Source organism: Caulobacter sp. (assembly GCF_039596335.1).
GTDB lineage: Bacteria > Pseudomonadota > Alphaproteobacteria > Caulobacterales > Caulobacteraceae > Caulobacter.
Map to the genome: position 1 here is coordinate 58,094 of NZ_JBCNJZ010000004.1, position 14,864 is coordinate 72,957.

Sequence of the window (14,864 nt, forward strand, 5' to 3'; positions counted from 1 at the left end):
GCCGCACGTCGCATTGCGCGAAATCCGGAAATCGAGACCGTCGAAGTCGAGAAATTCCACCGCCAGGAACGGAATTGCCCTGCGTCAAACCCAAAAGCGCATGAACACCCTAATTCCTAACGGCAATTAGCGACGCTTTGTCATGAGGACTTAATCCGCCGCGCGGAAAAGCGCCGCCCAATCCAGTGCGCTTTCCCCCATCACGGCCCCGCCGGGGCCATCCCAGGACTTCGAAGATCATGAAGACGCTCGCCGCCATCACCCTGACCGCCGCCGCCCTGCTGGCCGGTTCCGCCAACGCAGCCCCCTCGCAGGTCCGCGTGTCGGTCGTCGGCAAGAGCTCGGCCCAGGTCGCCACCGAGATCAAGGCCGCCGCCCTGACTGTCTGCGGTGAAGACGCCCAGCGCTACGGCGACGCCTGCGTCGACGGCGCGGTGCTGAACGCCAACCGCCAACTGGCCCAGATCCACCGCGCCCGCCAGGCCGGCGTCGCGCCGATCCAGAGCGTGTCGGTCGTCCGCATCGCCCTGAAGGGCAAGACCCTGGACCAGGTCCACAACGAGATCCGCACCGCCGCCCGCACGGTCTGCAAGGCCGAGCAGCGCACGACCGTGGTCAGCTACCAAGCCTGCGTGGCCGACACCGTCCGCAACGCCAAGGCCCAGCTACAGGCCCGCAACGGCGACGCCGCCTAACGGAAGCTCGGCTCCCGAAACGAAGAAGGGCCCCGCGAGACGATCGCGGGGCCCTTTTTTGTGCGTCAGGCGGCGACGATGTCCGTGCCGGCCTCGTCCTCGTCTTCCTCGCGCTTGCGGCGACGCTCGATCAGCCACACGCACCAGATCGAGACCTCGTAGAGCAGACACAGCGGCACGGCCAGCGTGATCTGGCTGATCGGATCGGGCGGGGTGACGACGGCGGCCAGCACGAAGACGGCGACGATGGCGTAGCGGCGACCGGTGCGCAGCATGTTCGAGGTCACCAGGCCGGCCAGGCCGCCCAGCGACAGCACCACCGGCAGCTGGAAGCTGAGACCGAAGGCCAGCAGCAGGGTCGTGACCAGGGTCAGATACTCCGAGACCCGGGTCTGCAGCACGACCTTCACGCCGTCGCCGTTGATCTGCTGGCTCAGCGAGAACCACAGCACGAACGGCAGCATGACATAGTAGACCAGCGCCGCGCCCAGCAGGAATAGCACCGGCGAGGCGATCAGGAACGGCAGGAACGCGTTGCGCTCCTTCTTGTACAGCCCCGGCGCGACGAAGCGGTACAGCTGCCAGGCGATGATCGGGAACGCCACCACGATCCCGGCGAAGGCCGCCAGCTTGATGTTGGTGAAGAACTGCTCCAGCGGCGCGGTGGCCTGCAGGGTGATGTCCTTGAGCAAGCCGGCCGGAACCGCCTTGACGCCGATCAGGGCCAAAATCAGGTCGAAATGACCATGCACTGCGCCGCTGTCCTGCATGGCCTTCAGGCCCTCGGCGACGGTGAACGGCCGCAGAAGGAACAGGAAGATCGGCTTCACGAACGCAAAGCACAGGCCGAATGCCACAGCGATGGCGCCGACGCAGATGATCAGGCGGGTGCGCAGCTCGACGAGGTGCTCGAGCAGCGGGGCGCGCGAGGCTTCAATCTCGTCCTCGCGGTCGTATTCGATATTGCTCACGAGGCGATGTCCGAAGCGGTGGAGTCGCCAGCCTTGGCGGCGCGCTTGCGCGGGGCCTTGGCGGCCGGCGCAGCAGCGGCGGTCTTAGCGGCGGGGGTCTTCTTGGCGGCGGCGGGCTTCTTGGCCACGGCCTTGGTGGCCGTCGGCTTGACCGCGGCGACCGCCTTCTTGCGCGGCGCGCGCTTGGGCTTGGCGGCCTCGACGGGCTCGGCGACCGAGTTGTCGGTGGTCAGGGCCGGATTGTGGATCTCGGCGCCGGCATAGGGATGCATCTGGGTCGTCCCGCTGGACAGCGAGGCGTCGATGTCGGCGAACACCTGGTCGACGTGGGCGTCCTTGGCGGCGTCGGCAGCGTCCTTGACCGGATTGGCGTACTGGCCCTCGCGCATGGCCTGCACCTCGCGGCGCAGCTCCTCGAGCTCGGACTGACGGGCCATTTCGTCGAAGCTGGCGCGGAATTCCGAGGCCATGCCCCGCATCTTGCCGACGAACTGACCCAGCTTGCGCAGCAGGACGGGCAAATCCTTGGGCCCGACCACGATCAGGGCCACGGCGGCGATGACGAGAAGTTCGGCGCCGCCGATATCAGGAAGCATGGACACGCCTTGGAACGGCGGGACTCGAAGTCACGCGCGATAAATGGATCGTAGCGCGCGAGGAACCCCTCCCCGCGCGCGATGCAGTCTTACGACTTACGAAGCTCTTCGGCTTCCTGCTCGGTGCGCGGCAGGGCGCCCTTGGACTTGTTGTCGGCGACTTCCGTGCTGGGGTCATCCTTCAGGCCGTCCTTGAACGCCTTGATGCCCTTGGCGGCGTCACCCATGACGCTCGACAGCTTGCCGCGGCCACCGAACAACAGGGCGACGATCGCGATAACGATCACCCAGTGAATCCAACTCATGCTACCCATGACGACGGTGCTCCTTGCGACAGCGGCGCTTTAGCCTCTGTGGCGTGTCGTTACAATCTCTTCGCCGAATATAGGCTTGCCCTTAGGGCAGAGCCAAGCGTGGCGGATCAGCCATTTACGTCGCAGGCCGCCCTCAGGGCCTCGCTGCCAAGCTATCCGGCAAGTTTTGCTCGGCGAGGTTGACCGCCTCGCGCCCTTTGCTCGACGCCCCCGCGTGGTAAGACTCTGTAAAGCTTGAGCTACAGCTCTGGCTTGGTCCTTGCACACAATGTCGCACCCTCATCTCGCGAGCGTGCGCATGTCCATCTCCTCCATCGGTTCCTCGGCCTATGCCGGCGCCTATAGCGGCCTGTCGGCCAGCTCCTCGGCGCCGATGAACCAGACCTCGGCCAAGGACGAGTTCCTGAAATATGCGGCCATGTCGCCGGCCGAGAAGATGCGGGCCAACATGCTGGCCAGCCTGGGCGTCACCGAGGAAGAGCTGAAGGCGATGTCGCCCGAGGAGCGGGCGAAGATCGAACAGAAGCTGAAAGACATGATCAAGCAGCAGGTCGAGAACGATCCGAACAAGAAGGACAAGACCGGCCAGATCGCCGACATCCTGGCCTAGGAATCGGCCTTTTCGGGCTCGCCCAGGAAATCCTGGGCGAATTCCGGCGCCTCGCCCTCCTCCAGATCCAAGACGTCCTCTTCCTCGATCCGCAAGCCCAGCGGATCGGGCACGGTGAAGCCCGGCGGCAGGTTCATTTCCAGAAGACCCGCCGCCTTCATCTCGGCGATTCCCGGCAGGTCGCTTAGGTGCGCCAGGCCGTAGTGCTCCAGGAATGCGTCCGTCGTCCCGAACGTCACAGGCCGGCCTGGCGTGCGGCGCCGGCCGCGCATGCGGATGAGGCCCAGCTCCAGCAAGACGTCCAGCGTGCCCCGGCTGGCCTGCACGCCACGCACGGCCTCGATCTCGGCCCGGGTCACCGGCTGGTGATAGGCGACGATGGCCAGGGTTTCCTGAGCGGCCTTGGACAGGCGGCGCGGCTCCTCGCGTTCCTCGGTCATCAGGAACGACAGGTCGTGGGCGGTCTGGAAGCGCCAACGCCCCGCCACGCAGGCCAGCTCGATCCCCCTGCCCTCGTAACGCGCCATCAGGCCGGCGATCGCGGCGCGCACGTCCGCCCCCTCGGGCAGGCGTTTGGCCAAGTCGACATCGCTCAGCGGCTCGGCCGCGGCGAACAGCAGCGCCTCGATGCAGCGTTCGACGAAGAGCGGATCCAGGGCGGCGTCGGTCATTCGGTGATTTCCAGCGGCTCGGCCCGGGTGCGCAAGTAGATGTCCTCGAACGCTCCCATCTGGCGGGCCTCCAGTATGCCTTCCTTCACCAGCTCCAGCGAGGCCGACAGGGTCGAGGCCAGGTACGAGGCGGGCGTGGGGCCGTCCTCGTCCTCCAGCGCCTTCTCCATGGGGGCGACGGTGGCCAGCACGGTCCAGTCGTCCATCTTGGGCAGCAGGCTGCGCAACCGGTCGCGGGCGTCTTCCAGCGGATAGGCCGTGGGCGGACGCGGGGCGTAGTGGCGGCTGTGCTCTTTCTTGCGCTGGGTGATGTAGGCGCTCATCAGGCTGTAGAGGTCACCCTCCAGCCGCGTCGAAGAGACGATCTTCACGGCTTCAGGGTCACCGCGCATGAAGACGTCGCGAGCCAGGATCGGCCGCTCCTTCAGCGCCTCGACGGCCTTGCGCATGACATCCAGCTTGGCCAGGCGGAAGGCCAGCTGCGCGGCCATCTCCTCGGCCGGCGGCTCCTCGGCCTTGGCGCGTTCGGGCTTGGGCAGCAGCAGACGCGACTTCAGATAGGCCAGCCAGGCGGCCATGACGAGGTAGTCGGCGGCCAGGGCGAAGCGCACGCGGCGGGCCTGCTGGACGAACGACAGGTACTGCTCGGCCAGGCGGGTAATCGACAGCTGCAGCAGGTCGACCTTCTGGCTGCGCGCCAGGGCCAGCAGCACGTGCAGCGGGCCTTCGTAACCGTCGATGTCGATGACCAGCGCCGCGCCGTCTTCAGCGGCTTCATTAGCGGCCGCGAAGTCGAAAGTGGGCTGGAAGCCCGTGTTCAAGCGTACTTGCCGTCGAAGGCGGCGTCGAAGCGAGCGCGGGCCTCGGCCACGTCGAAGGGTTCCGGAACCTTGACCAGGCGGCCCATGACGGCCTGGGCCCGGCGGCGGGCTTCCTTGCCCATCTTGCCGACGCCCGACATCACGCCCTTCATCTCAGCCATGTCGCCGTTGCAGTGCAGGACGACGTCGCAGCCGGCCGACAGGCTGTCCTTGGCGCGCTGCTTGAAGTCGCCGGTCAGCGCCTTCATCGACAGGTCGTCGCTCATCAGAAGTCCGTCGAAGCCGATGGATTCGCGGATGATCTTCTTGATCGCCTTCTTCGAGGTCGTGGCCGGGCGGCTGCGGTCGATGGCCGTGTAGACGACGTGGGCCGTCATCGCCATCGGCATGTCCGACAGAACGCGGAACGGCGCGAAGTCGCGGGCGTCCAGCTCGGCCAGCTTGGCCTTCACGACGGGCAGCTCCAGGTGACTGTCGCTCATGGCGCGGCCGTGGCCGGGGATGTGCTTGATGATCGGCAGGACGCCGCCAGCCAGCAGGCCTTCAGCGGCCGCGCGGCCCAGGGTCGCGACCTGCTCGGGCGTGTCGCCATAGGCGCGGTCGCCGATGATCTCGTGGCCCTTGGGGTCCGGCACGTCCAGCACCGGCACGCAGTCGACATTGATGCCCATCGACGTCAGGTCGTGAGCGATCAGGCGCGCGCCCAGGCGGGTGATCTCGCGGGCGACCAGCGGGTCGTTGGCGACCAGCTCGCCATAGGCGCGGCCCGGCGGATAGGTGCGCCAGTGCGGCGGCTGCAGGCGGGCGACGCGGCCGCCTTCCTGGTCGATCAGGATCGGGGCGTCAGGACGCCCGACCGTTTCGCGCAGGGCGGCGGTCAGGGCGCGGACCTGGTTGGGGTCGGCGATGTTGCGCTTGAACAGGATGAAGCCCCACGGCTTCACGTCCTTGAAGAAGGCGACCTCCTCGGCCGTCAGCGTGGTCCCGGCGCAGCCGAGAATGGCGGCGGAAGAGGAAGCGCCCATCAGCAAGCTCATTTCACGAAGCAGGATTTGCCCGAGGCCGAGATCGCATCGCAGAAGGCCTTGGCGGCGTCACGGCTGGCGAAGCCCGTCACCGAGGTGCGGTACAGCGTCGTGCCGTTGCGGTCGATCGCCTCGACCTTCTTGCCCTTGCCCGACGCCAGGCCGGGAGCCAGGCGGGTGGCTTCGCTCCAGGCGCGGTCGGCCAGGGCGGGTGAAGACAGGGCGCCGATCTGCACCGAGGCCGGACCGGTCGAGATGGCGGCGGGCTTGGGCGCGGCCGGGGTCGCGGCAGCGACCTGGACGGGCTTGGGCGCGGGCTTCTGAGCAGCGGCGGTGGCCAGGGATTCGATCGTCGGAGCCGGCTTGGCCGCCGGGGTCGCCGGCTGGGTCGCGGTCGGCGCGGGCTTGGCGGCCGGCAGGGCGGCGGTCTGCACCGGCGCGGTGTTCAGCGGCACGGCCGGACGGGCGACCGGCGCCTCGGGCGGCGCGGCGAAGGTGGCCGACGGCTGCGGTTCTTCGTTGTGATAGATCTGCAGGCCGGCGGCCGGATCCTGCGGCTGAGCCGCCGCCGGCGGCGGCGTCTTCATCTGAGCGACTTCCGAGCCCACGGCTTGCGGCGCGTCGTTGGGCCCACGGATGCCGCCGCGATAGATCATGACCACCGCCACGACCAGGGTGACCAGCACCACGGCGCTGATGATCAGGGTCATCGGCAGCGGGCGCGAGCCGCGCACGGGCTGACGCGCGTCGAACGACAGCGGCGCATCGGTAGGCGGCGTGTAGGCTCCGCGGTGCGGATCGGACATCTCAGATAGGCTCCAAAAACTCGGGCGCGTCAGTAATTCGGGAGGACGCTCGAATCAGACGCGCGCGACCCTAGGTTACCCAACGTCGGCGCGTCCCAGAAGCGTCCGCCCCTCTCAGGTGGCGGACGAGCCACCGCTCGCGTCCCCGTTCCGAGTCTTTGGAGGAGCCGCTAGGCCCTAATTCCAGACGTCGAGATGGAACAGCTTGCGGTGCTCTTCTATCGCGAACCGGTCGGTCATGCCTGCGATATAGTCGCAGACCACGCGAGCGCGGCCGGCTTCGTCGCGGTTCTGCGACTTGGCGAACCAGACGGTCGGAAGGACCTCCGGCTCACGCAGGAATAGCGTGAACATTTCGCCCAGAATGCGGCGAGCCTGGCTGCGCGTGCGATTGACCCGCCAGTGGCGGTACATGCGCTCGTGCAGGAAGGCGCGCAGACGGGCCAGATCCTCGGCCATGTCCGGCGAGAAGGCGACCAGGGCGTGGTCCAGACCCCGCACGTCATCGGCCGAGGCCACGCCGGTGGCGGCGGCGCGCTGCAGGGTCTCGCCCATCACGTCGTCGACCATGGCGCCGATCATGCGGCGCACAGCTTCCAGGTGGGTCAGGCGGGGGTCGAGGTCGGGACGCTCGCTCTTCACGGCCGCCAGGATCGGGCCGATCAGCGGCACGTCCATCAGCTCGTCCAGGGTGAACAGGCCGGCCGTGACGCCGTCGTCGACGTCGTGGTTGTTGTAGGCGATGTCATCGGCCAGTGCCGCGACCTGCGCTTCCGCCGAGGCCCAGGTGCCCAGGCCAAGGCCGTATTCGTCGTCGTACTTCTGGATCGCCTTCCAGGACGGCTTGCCCAGCTTGTTGGTCACCGGGCCATTGTGCTTGATGATCCCTTCCAGGGTCTCCCAGGTCAGGTTCAGGCCCAGAAAGTCCGGATAGCGGTGCTCCAGCTCGGTCACGACCCGGAAGGTCTGGACGTTGTGGTCGAAGCCGCCATACGGGCGCATCTGGATTTCCAGCTCGTCCTCGCCGGCGTGGCCGAACGGCGGATGGCCTAGATCGTGGCCCAGGGCGATGGTCTCGGCCAGGTCGCTGTCCAGGCCCAGGGCCGTCGCCAGCGAGCGGGCCACCTGCGCCACTTCCAGCGAATGGGTTAGGCGGGTGCGGAAGTTGTCGCCCTCGTGGGCTACGAAGACCTGGGTCTTTTCCTTCAGGCGACGGAAGGCCGAGGTATGGATGATGCGGTCGCGGTCGCGGGCGAACGGGGTCCGCGTGCGGCTTTCATCCTCGGCGAACCGGCGGCCCTTCGACTTGAAGGGATCCTCGGCATAGGGCGCGCGGGGGACGAAATACGGGATCGAGGACATGAACCGCCTTTATCGCGTTTGACCATTTGACCTCTTCCGCAGAGGCCGCGTCACCCTCATATAAGCCTAAGGTGACTTTTCCACAGCCATGACCCAGTTAGACTTAACGCTTTCCGAAAACGCCGCACGGCGGATCAAGGCCATCTCGCAAAACGAGGGCCGCCCCCTGATGCTGCGCGTCGCCGTCGACGGCGGCGGCTGCTCGGGCTTTCAGTATCGCTTCGACCTGGTCGACACCGTCGAGGACGACGACCTGAAGGTCGAGCGCGACGACGCCATCGCCCTGGTCGATGTCGTCTCCCTGGCTCTGCTGAAAGGTTCGGAGATCGACTTCGTCGACGAACTGGCCGGCGCCGAGTTCCGGGTCCGGAACCCCAACGCCAAGTCCAGCTGCGGCTGCGGCGTCAGCTTCTCGATCTAGGGCCAAGCGCCTCCAGGATCCGGCAGTCCGACACCTTGCCGTGCTGACACTGGGTCAGGAGCGACGACAACTCTCGTCGTAACGCTTCCAGGTCGGCGATCTTGCGCTCCACATCCTCCAATCGGGCGCGGGCCAGGTCGTCGACGGTGGCGCAGGACTGGGCCTTGTCGTCCGACAGGGCCAGAAGCTCCCTCACCTGCTCGAGCGAGAAGCCCAGGTCGCGGGCGCGGCGGATAAAAGACAGGCGGTTCAGCGCGTCGTCGTCATAGGCGCGGTAATTGCCCTCGGTGCGCAACGGCGCGGCCAGCAGGCCGATGCGCTCGTAATAGCGGATGGTCTCGACCTTGGTCTGGGTCGCGCGGGACAGGTCGCCGATGGTGTGGGTCATGCCGGCTTCCGGTTGCGGGGCTCGATCTTGAAGACCGGCGGCGGGGCCTTGGCGGTCTTCAGCTCGGCGCGCGCCTGACGGACGATCTGAAGGCCGCCCTGCAGATCCAGGCCCGCCATCACCGCGGCCACGGCCAGATCTGGCCAGCGCGTGCCGGTGCCCAGCACGCCGGCCGCCGCCAGCATCACCGCCACATTGCCGATCGCGTCGTTGCGCGAGCAGATCCACACCGAGCGCATGTTGGCGTCGCCCTTGCGGAAGCTGAACAGCATCACGGCCGTGACGGCGTTGGCGATAAGGGCCGCGAAGCCGATGACGCCCATCACAGGCGCCTCCGGCGTCACGCCGCGCCAGACGCCCCACAGGGTCATGCCCGCCACCCAGCCGCCGAACAGCAGCATGGTCGCGCCCTTCAGCATCGCCGCCCGCGCCCGCCAGACCAGGGCCATGCCGGCGACGCCCAGGCTGATGCCGTAGTTGGCCGCGTCGCCCAGGAAATCCAGCGAGTCAGCCTGCGGCGCCGCCGAGCCCGACAGCAGGCCCGCGGCGCCCTCAACCGCGAACATGCCGGCGTTGATCGCCAGGGCTAGCCACAAGGCCAGCCGCCAGCGGCCCGCCGGGGGCTGGTCGGTCTTGCAGAGATCGTCGCCGCAGCAGTTGGCCATGCCTTCACCTCATCGAACGAGGTCAGGCTGCACCCTGAAGCGACGACAGGGTCAAGCGGTTAGGTCGGCACGAACTGCAGGAAGGTCAGGGCCAGCGCCCCCCAGGCCAAGGGGACGGCCATGGCGGCCCAGGCCAGGGGCTGATCGCCCTTGCGCCACAGGATCCAGCCCGCCAGCGGGGCCAGCAGGCACACCACCCAGAAGGAGGCTGCGAACACGAAGCCCAGCCAGGCGATCGGGTTCATCAGGTTGCCGGAGCGGTCGAACACCAGCGGCGTGAAGATCGCCAGGACGCCGCCCAGCGCGGCCAGCGCCACGCACGCGCCGGTGGCCAGCACCATCAGGGCCAGCTGCTTCCGGTCGATCGTTCGTTTGCTTGCCTTGATCATAAACTCTAGCCTCCCGCCGCACTCTGGAGCCGTCAATGCGTATAGCCACCTGGAACGTCAATTCGATCAACGCTCGCCTGGAAGGCGTCCTGGCGTGGTTCGAATCGGAGAACCCCGACGTCGCCGTGCTGCAGGAGATCAAGTGCGTCGACGAGAAGTTCCCGACCGAGGCGTTCGAGCGCCTGGGCTACAACGTCGTGGTCCACGGCCAGAAGACCTATAACGGCGTCGCCTTACTGTCGAAGTTCCCGCTTGAGGACATCCGCAAGGGCCTGCCCTTCCTGCATGATGACGAGGTCGACGAGCAGTCGCGCTATGTCGAGGCGGTGATCGGCGCGCCCGTCCCGTTCCGCGTGGTCGGCATCTATCTGCCCAACGGCAATCCGATCGGCACCGAGAAGTTCGACTACAAGCTGGCCTGGATGCGCCGCCTGCACGCCCATGCCCAGGCGCTTCTCGCCTTTGAGGAGCCCTTGGTCATTCTGGGCGACTACAACGTCATCCCCGAGGCTGAGGATGTGGCCAATCCGGAAGCCTGGCTGGGCGATGCTTTGTTCCAGCCCGAAAGCCGCGGCGCCTTTCGGGCGCTGAAGAACCTGGGCTTCGCCGACGCCTACATGCAGACGGATGGCGCGCCGGGCGGCTACACCTTCTGGGACTACCAGGCCGGCGCCTGGCCCCGGAACCTCGGCATCCGCATCGACCACCTGCTGTGCTCGCCCCAGGCCGCAGACCGGTTGGAGACCGTGGTCATCCACCGCGACGAGCGCGACAAGGAAAAGCCCTCGGACCACGTGCCGGTGGTGGGTCACTTCCGCGACTGACGGGCCGCTTCCCCGGAATCGGGACTCTCGCTAGCTTCCCCTCATTATGAGCGAGCTCGCGCGTCTTTTGCTGTTCGTGGCCATCGCCGGCTCGGCGGTGACGTTCATGGGCAGCCTGGCCATCTGGTACGGCGATGAGGATCGGCGCATCCGCCGGGCCTTGCGCAATGTGCTGAAGGCCGATCCCGAAGGTCTGATCCTGGCGCGCGGTCGCGGCCGCGGCGCGGGCTTCTCGTTCTCGACCAACCTGCTGGCCGTGGCCTGGGATCGCGGCGCCTGGTGCCTGATCTATCGCCTGGACGAGCTGATGGGCGCCGAGCTCCTGGTCGACGGCCAGGTGCTGGGCCGGGTGTTCCGCGGCGAAGGCCGCCGGGCTATCGACCACGTCACACCCCAAGCCGAGAACGTCACCCTGCGTCTGATCTTCGACGATCCGCGTCATCCCGACTTCGCGCTGGAACTGTGGGCCCCCGGCGACGCCCAGCGCCGCGAAAGCCGCTCGCCGGCCGAGCTGGTGCAGGAGGCCAACCGCTGGCTGGCCCGCTGCGAGGCGATCGTCCGCCGCCCACTGCCGCCGCGCGCGACCAAGGAAACCATGGTCGCCGCGCCCGTGCGCGCGATCGATCCCGAGCCGTTCGACGACGAGGACGAAGTCCGCGCCCCAACGCCCTTGCCCGAGGGCCCGCCACCGATCCCGCGCCGCTCCTCGTTCGACGACGTCCCGCGCGCGGCCGCCCCGCCCCGGCCGTTGGCGCGCCCAGGCGCCCAGGCTGCTCCAGCCGCTGTAGCGCCAGTCGAACCTGACATGTTCAGCGACCCGCCGTGGGACGACGAGGACGACATCGCCGCCCTCGAGCACACGCCAGGTCCCGACTACAAACCCGTTTCAAAGGCCCGTCGCGAAACCGCCAGCGACCAGAACGAGCTGCCGTTCGACCTCGACGACTAACGCGCCTGGATCTAGCGACGCGTTTCGAAGGCGATCCATCCCGCCGTCACCAGCAAGGCCGCCGCAAAGATCCGACGCGCGCTCACGCTGCCGCCGATCCCTGCGATCCGGCGGGCCAGCCCGTCCGACGACAGCACGATCGTCCCATGCACCAGGATACTGACCAGGATATGCGTACTGCCCAGGATGAAGGCCTGCTGGGTGGGCGAGGCATGACCCGGCTGCACGAAGCCCGGCAGGAGCGTGACGTAGAACAGCGCGGCCTTGGGATTGAGCAGGTTGGCCAGCAGCCCTTTGCGAAACAGGGTCCAGTCGCTGGCGCGCTCCGGCGTCGCCTCGGCCCTCTCGCCGCCGCGCCAGGCATCGACGGCCAGCCACAAGACATAGGCCACGCCGGCCCAGCGCAAAAGCTCGTATAGTGGTCGATTGATCCGCAGGATCTCGGTCAGACCCGCGACCGACGCCAGCATGTAGGCCAGCAAACCACAGGTGATGCCGGCCACGGTCACGAAGCCGGCGCGCCGCCCTTCCACAGCTGACAGACCCGCTAGGTAGCCCATATTGGGCCCCGGGGTCAGCTCGATCAGGACCACAGCCGCCAGGAAGGGGGCGATCGCCATCGGGTCGACGGGCCAGGCTTCATGCGGCATCACCTCGCCCCCTATCCTCGCGCGGCTTGCGCCCCGTGATCACGGCTAGTCCTCCGACGCCCACTCCACCGCCAGCGCCAGGTCCAGGGCGCGGGAGGCTTCCTCGCCGGTGACCACCGGACGCGGAGCTTCGCCGCGCACGGCCTTCAGGAAGCCGGCGACCGACAGGCCCAGCGGATCCTTGCCGGCCGGGGTCTCGGTGAAGTTCTCGATCAGCGGGAACGGGGTGGTGTTGCGGAAGGTGCGGGCCAGGAAGTCGATCTCGACCTCGCCCGAGGGGTAGACGACCTTCATGGTCCGCTCGCGAGCCTGCGCCACGCGCGAGCTGTCGAACACGGCGGTGAAGCCATTGTCGAACGTGGCCTCGGCCTTCACCCAATCCAGGGATTCCGAGCGGGTGATGGCCCCCTCGCCTTCCACCGCGATCGGCTCGCCGTCGCAGAGGGTTAGCGCCAGGTCGATGTCGTGGATCATCAGGTCCAGCACCACCGAGACGTCAAGATTGCGATCCGAGGGCGTGCCGCGACGCACGGCTTCCAGGCGCAGCGGCTGCTCGGGGATGTCCAGCAGACCCATGGCCTGGAACACGACCCGCTCCTGATGTCCGCAGGCCAGCGGCACGCCGGCCTTGGCGGCGGCGGCGACCATCTTGTCGGCGTCGTCCGGCGTCACGGCCAGGGGCTTTTCGGAATAGACCGGCTTGCCCGCCTTCAGCGCCGCCAGGGCCGCGCCGGCGTGATGGACGGCGGGCGTGGCGACCGTGACCACGTCGACGGCGGCCAGGAACGCGTCCATGTCGTCGAAGCCCTTCGCGCCCAGCGGCTCGGCCAGGGCCTGGGCGCGCGACAGGTCGATGTCGAAGACGCCGACCAGGGTCACGCCCTCCAGCTCGGCGTACTTCTTGGCGTGATAGCCGCCGAACACTCCGGCGCCGACGACGCCCGCTTTCAAGGTCTGGATCATGTCGGCTGTCTACCGCGCTTCGTCGCCGCATAGAAGCACTGGAGCCTTCCGTAAGGGCGCGCTAAACATCCGTTTAAATTCGCAACGCTCGCCAAGAGCCGCTGGAGGAAGACCATGACCACATCGCGCGAGATCCGCCTGAAGAGCCGCCCGGTCGGGGTGCCCAAGACCTCCGACTTCGACCTGGCCACCGTCGAGCTGCCCGCGCCGGGCGACGGCGAGGTGCAGATCAAGAACCTGTGGATGTCGGTCGACCCCTACATGCGCGGCCGCATGTACGACCGTCCCAGCTATGTGCCGCCGTTCCAGATCGGCCAGGCCCTGCAGGGCGGCGCGATCGGCGAGGTGGTCGCCTCCAACGATCCGGACTTCAAGCCGGGCGACATAGTCAACTCAATGTTCGGTTGGCGGGAAGCCTTCAACGCCCATCCCAAGTCGCTGGCCGCCGCCGGCATGGGCGCGATCACCAAGATCGACACCCAGGGCGTGCCGCCCCAGGCCTTCCTGGGCGTGGCCGGCATGCCGGGCATGACCGCCTATGTCGGCCTGCTGCGCGTGGCGGCGCTGAAGGACGGCGATGTGGTATTCGTCTCGGCCGCCGCCGGCGCCGTGGGCTCGATCGTCTGCCAGATCGCCAAGCTGAAGGGCCACACCGTGATCGGCTCGGCCGGCGGCCCGGAGAAGGTCGCGTTCCTGAAGTCGATCGGCGTCGACCACGTCATCGACTACAAGGCCACGCCCGACGTCGTCGCCGAACTGGCCAAGGTCGCGCCCAAGGGCATCGACGTCTATTTCGAGAATGTCGGCGGCGTGCACTTGGAGGCCGCGATCAACTCGGCCCGTCCGTTCGCGCGTTTCGCCCTGTGCGGGATGATCTCGCAATACAACGAGACAGGTAAGGCCGAGGGCCCGTCCAACATCATCCTGGCGGTCGGCAAGAGCCTGCGGATGGAGGGCTTCATCGTCTCCAACCACTACGATCTCTATCCGCAGTTCGCCAAGGACATCGGCGAGTGGATCAAGGCCGGCAAGATCACCTGGAAAGAGACCGTCGAGGACGGCGTCGAACGCGCCCCGGACGCCTTCATCAAGCTGTTCTCGGGCGAGAACATGGGGAAGATGTTGGTGAAGCTGGGCTAAACCCTAGTCGCGGGCCTCGAGCTTCGACACCTCGAGGCCCCGCGGCGTCTGCTTGAACTGGAACTTCACCCGCGAGCCCGGGGTGATCGGGGCTTCGGCCAGGACATCGGCATAGACGATGAAGCGGTTGCGACCGGCCCGGAGCCCCGCCGCGGCGGAACCGTCGTGATCCAGCGTGAGAACCTGGCCCTCCAGGCTCGAAATCACACCTTGAGCGTCATAGGCGGGGAGCGATTCCGTCGAGATCGGGGTCTCGACAACGCCGGGATGTGAAGTCCGCTGCTGCTCAGCTTTGTCGCATGCGGCCAAGCTTGTTAACGCCAACACAAAGACAAAACCGCGCATTTTCATCGACTTAAGACAACTCCCCAATCTGGCGAGCACCGCTCCCGCGGCGCATTCCCCAGGTTTTTTCTCGCAACTGCGAAACCGACGTGATTTCCGGTAGCGAATTTGTGATCGAAGTTTTACTCTAGGATCACCCGGCGGCTCTCCACGCCGGCTTTCGACCGTCATGCAGGTGTCACGAAACCCCGGCCCGTTCCCTAGCGGACGCGCGGCGGGGCGGAAAGAGGCCAGACGGGCCGAAGCGTACGGAGAGAGC

20 protein-coding genes are annotated in these 14,864 nt (G+C 67.4%); 6 read left to right on the forward strand and 14 right to left on the reverse strand.

Annotated features, from left to right (window positions below):
• Nucleotides 1-239 precede the first annotated feature (239 nt).
• A complete protein-coding gene (locus ABDW31_RS09310; protein ID WP_184720905.1) occupies nt 240-695 on the forward strand; it encodes a hypothetical protein in 456 nt (151 codons plus the stop codon).
• Nucleotides 696-760: 65 nt separating this feature from the next.
• Here the strand turns inward: ABDW31_RS09310 and tatC are convergent, their stop codons facing one another.
• The 3 genes from tatC to ABDW31_RS09325 all read right to left on the reverse strand — a co-directional run bounded on the left by tatC (nt 761) and on the right by ABDW31_RS09325 (nt 2,576).
• Nucleotides 761-1,666, reverse strand: a complete 906-nt coding sequence (tatC, locus tag ABDW31_RS09315; protein WP_184720907.1) for a twin-arginine translocase subunit TatC — start codon at nt 1,664-1,666, stop codon at nt 761-763.
• Nucleotides 1,663-2,262 carry a Sec-independent protein translocase protein TatB gene (gene tatB / locus ABDW31_RS09320; RefSeq protein WP_343698507.1) on the reverse strand — a complete coding sequence of 200 codons (600 nt, stop codon included), beginning with the start codon at nt 2,260-2,262 and terminating at the stop codon, nt 1,663-1,665. Before tatB ends, tatC begins: the two co-directional genes overlap by 4 nt.
• 89 nt (nt 2,263-2,351) lie before the next feature.
• Complete coding sequence (locus ABDW31_RS09325) at nt 2,352-2,576, reverse strand: twin-arginine translocase TatA/TatE family subunit (protein WP_184720911.1); 225 nt, start codon at nt 2,574-2,576, stop codon at nt 2,352-2,354.
• Nucleotides 2,577-2,874: 298 nt separating this feature from the next.
• On the opposite strand from ABDW31_RS09325, the gene ABDW31_RS09330 reads away from it, so the two are divergent.
• Nucleotides 2,875-3,186 (forward strand): hypothetical protein, encoded by a 312-nt coding sequence (locus tag ABDW31_RS09330; RefSeq protein WP_343698508.1) that lies wholly within the window; start codon nt 2,875-2,877, stop codon nt 3,184-3,186.
• Here the strand turns inward: ABDW31_RS09330 and scpB are convergent.
• The 5 genes from scpB to ABDW31_RS09355 all read right to left on the reverse strand — a co-directional run bounded on the left by scpB (nt 3,183) and on the right by ABDW31_RS09355 (nt 7,871).
• The gene (gene scpB / locus ABDW31_RS09335; RefSeq protein ID WP_343698509.1) at nt 3,183-3,857 is read right to left on the reverse strand and encodes an SMC-Scp complex subunit ScpB; all 675 of its coding nucleotides are present in this window, start codon (nt 3,855-3,857) and stop codon (nt 3,183-3,185) included. The genes ABDW31_RS09330 and scpB overlap by 4 nt on opposite strands.
• Nucleotides 3,854-4,678, reverse strand: coding sequence for a ScpA family protein (locus ABDW31_RS09340; RefSeq protein WP_184720917.1), 825 nt, complete (start codon nt 4,676-4,678; stop codon nt 3,854-3,856). The genes scpB and ABDW31_RS09340 overlap by 4 nt, the downstream gene beginning before the upstream one ends.
• On the reverse strand, nt 4,675-5,715 hold the full coding sequence (nagZ, locus tag ABDW31_RS09345) for a beta-N-acetylhexosaminidase (RefSeq protein WP_184720919.1): 1,041 nt from the start codon (nt 5,713-5,715) through the stop codon (nt 4,675-4,677). Before nagZ ends, ABDW31_RS09340 begins: the two co-directional genes overlap by 4 nt.
• Nucleotides 5,712-6,509: an SPOR domain-containing protein gene (locus ABDW31_RS09350; RefSeq protein ID WP_343698510.1), complete on the reverse strand. Its 798-nt coding sequence runs from the start codon at nt 6,507-6,509 to the stop codon at nt 5,712-5,714. Before ABDW31_RS09350 ends, nagZ begins: the two co-directional genes overlap by 4 nt.
• 177 nt (nt 6,510-6,686) lie before the next feature.
• A complete protein-coding gene (locus tag ABDW31_RS09355; RefSeq protein ID WP_184720923.1) occupies nt 6,687-7,871 on the reverse strand; it encodes a deoxyguanosinetriphosphate triphosphohydrolase in 1,185 nt (394 codons plus the stop codon).
• Between the two features lie 88 nt (nt 7,872-7,959).
• Between ABDW31_RS09355 and erpA the strand changes: the two genes are divergently transcribed.
• A complete protein-coding gene (gene erpA / locus ABDW31_RS09360) occupies nt 7,960-8,292 on the forward strand; it encodes an iron-sulfur cluster insertion protein ErpA (protein ID WP_184720926.1) in 333 nt (110 codons plus the stop codon).
• Here erpA and ABDW31_RS09365 read toward each other — a convergent pair.
• Genes ABDW31_RS09365 through ABDW31_RS09375 form a run of 3 tightly spaced genes read right to left on the reverse strand, consistent with a single transcriptional unit; the run spans nt 8,276 to nt 9,734 of the window.
• The gene (locus tag ABDW31_RS09365; protein ID WP_184720928.1) at nt 8,276-8,680 is read right to left on the reverse strand and encodes a helix-turn-helix domain-containing protein; all 405 of its coding nucleotides are present in this window, start codon (nt 8,678-8,680) and stop codon (nt 8,276-8,278) included. The genes erpA and ABDW31_RS09365 overlap by 17 nt on opposite strands.
• On the reverse strand, nt 8,677-9,345 hold the full coding sequence (locus ABDW31_RS09370; RefSeq protein WP_343698511.1) for a cation transporter: 669 nt from the start codon (nt 9,343-9,345) through the stop codon (nt 8,677-8,679). Before ABDW31_RS09370 ends, ABDW31_RS09365 begins: the two co-directional genes overlap by 4 nt.
• Nucleotides 9,346-9,404: 59 nt before the next feature.
• Nucleotides 9,405-9,734 (reverse strand): hypothetical protein, encoded by a 330-nt coding sequence (locus ABDW31_RS09375; RefSeq protein ID WP_343698512.1) that lies wholly within the window; start codon nt 9,732-9,734, stop codon nt 9,405-9,407.
• Nucleotides 9,735-9,769: 35 nt separating this feature from the next.
• Between ABDW31_RS09375 and xth the strand changes: the two genes are divergently transcribed.
• Together xth and ABDW31_RS09385 are read left to right on the forward strand one after the other, a co-directional pair.
• A complete protein-coding gene (gene xth, locus ABDW31_RS09380) occupies nt 9,770-10,558 on the forward strand; it encodes an exodeoxyribonuclease III (protein ID WP_184720933.1) in 789 nt (262 codons plus the stop codon).
• 46 nt (nt 10,559-10,604) lie between these two features.
• Nucleotides 10,605-11,507 carry a hypothetical protein gene (locus tag ABDW31_RS09385; RefSeq protein WP_343698513.1) on the forward strand — a complete coding sequence of 301 codons (903 nt, stop codon included), beginning with the start codon at nt 10,605-10,607 and terminating at the stop codon, nt 11,505-11,507.
• Nucleotides 11,508-11,518: 11 nt separating this feature from the next.
• On the opposite strand, the gene ABDW31_RS09390 is transcribed toward ABDW31_RS09385, so the two are convergent.
• Both ABDW31_RS09390 and ABDW31_RS09395 read right to left on the reverse strand, forming a co-directional pair.
• Complete coding sequence (locus tag ABDW31_RS09390; protein WP_343698514.1) at nt 11,519-12,157, reverse strand: LysE family translocator; 639 nt, start codon at nt 12,155-12,157, stop codon at nt 11,519-11,521.
• A 45-nt stretch (nt 12,158-12,202) separates the two neighbouring features.
• Complete coding sequence (locus tag ABDW31_RS09395; protein ID WP_343698515.1) at nt 12,203-13,120, reverse strand: Gfo/Idh/MocA family oxidoreductase; 918 nt, start codon at nt 13,118-13,120, stop codon at nt 12,203-12,205.
• A gap of 114 nt (nt 13,121-13,234) precedes the next feature.
• On the opposite strand from ABDW31_RS09395, the gene ABDW31_RS09400 reads away from it, so the two are divergent.
• Nucleotides 13,235-14,260 carry an NADP-dependent oxidoreductase gene (locus ABDW31_RS09400; RefSeq protein WP_184720937.1) on the forward strand — a complete coding sequence of 342 codons (1,026 nt, stop codon included), beginning with the start codon at nt 13,235-13,237 and terminating at the stop codon, nt 14,258-14,260.
• 3 nt (nt 14,261-14,263) lie between these two features.
• Here the strand turns inward: ABDW31_RS09400 and ABDW31_RS09405 are convergent, their stop codons facing one another.
• Nucleotides 14,264-14,611, reverse strand: coding sequence for a copper-binding protein (locus ABDW31_RS09405; RefSeq protein WP_184720938.1), 348 nt, complete (start codon nt 14,609-14,611; stop codon nt 14,264-14,266).
• Nucleotides 14,612-14,864 lie beyond the last annotated feature (253 nt).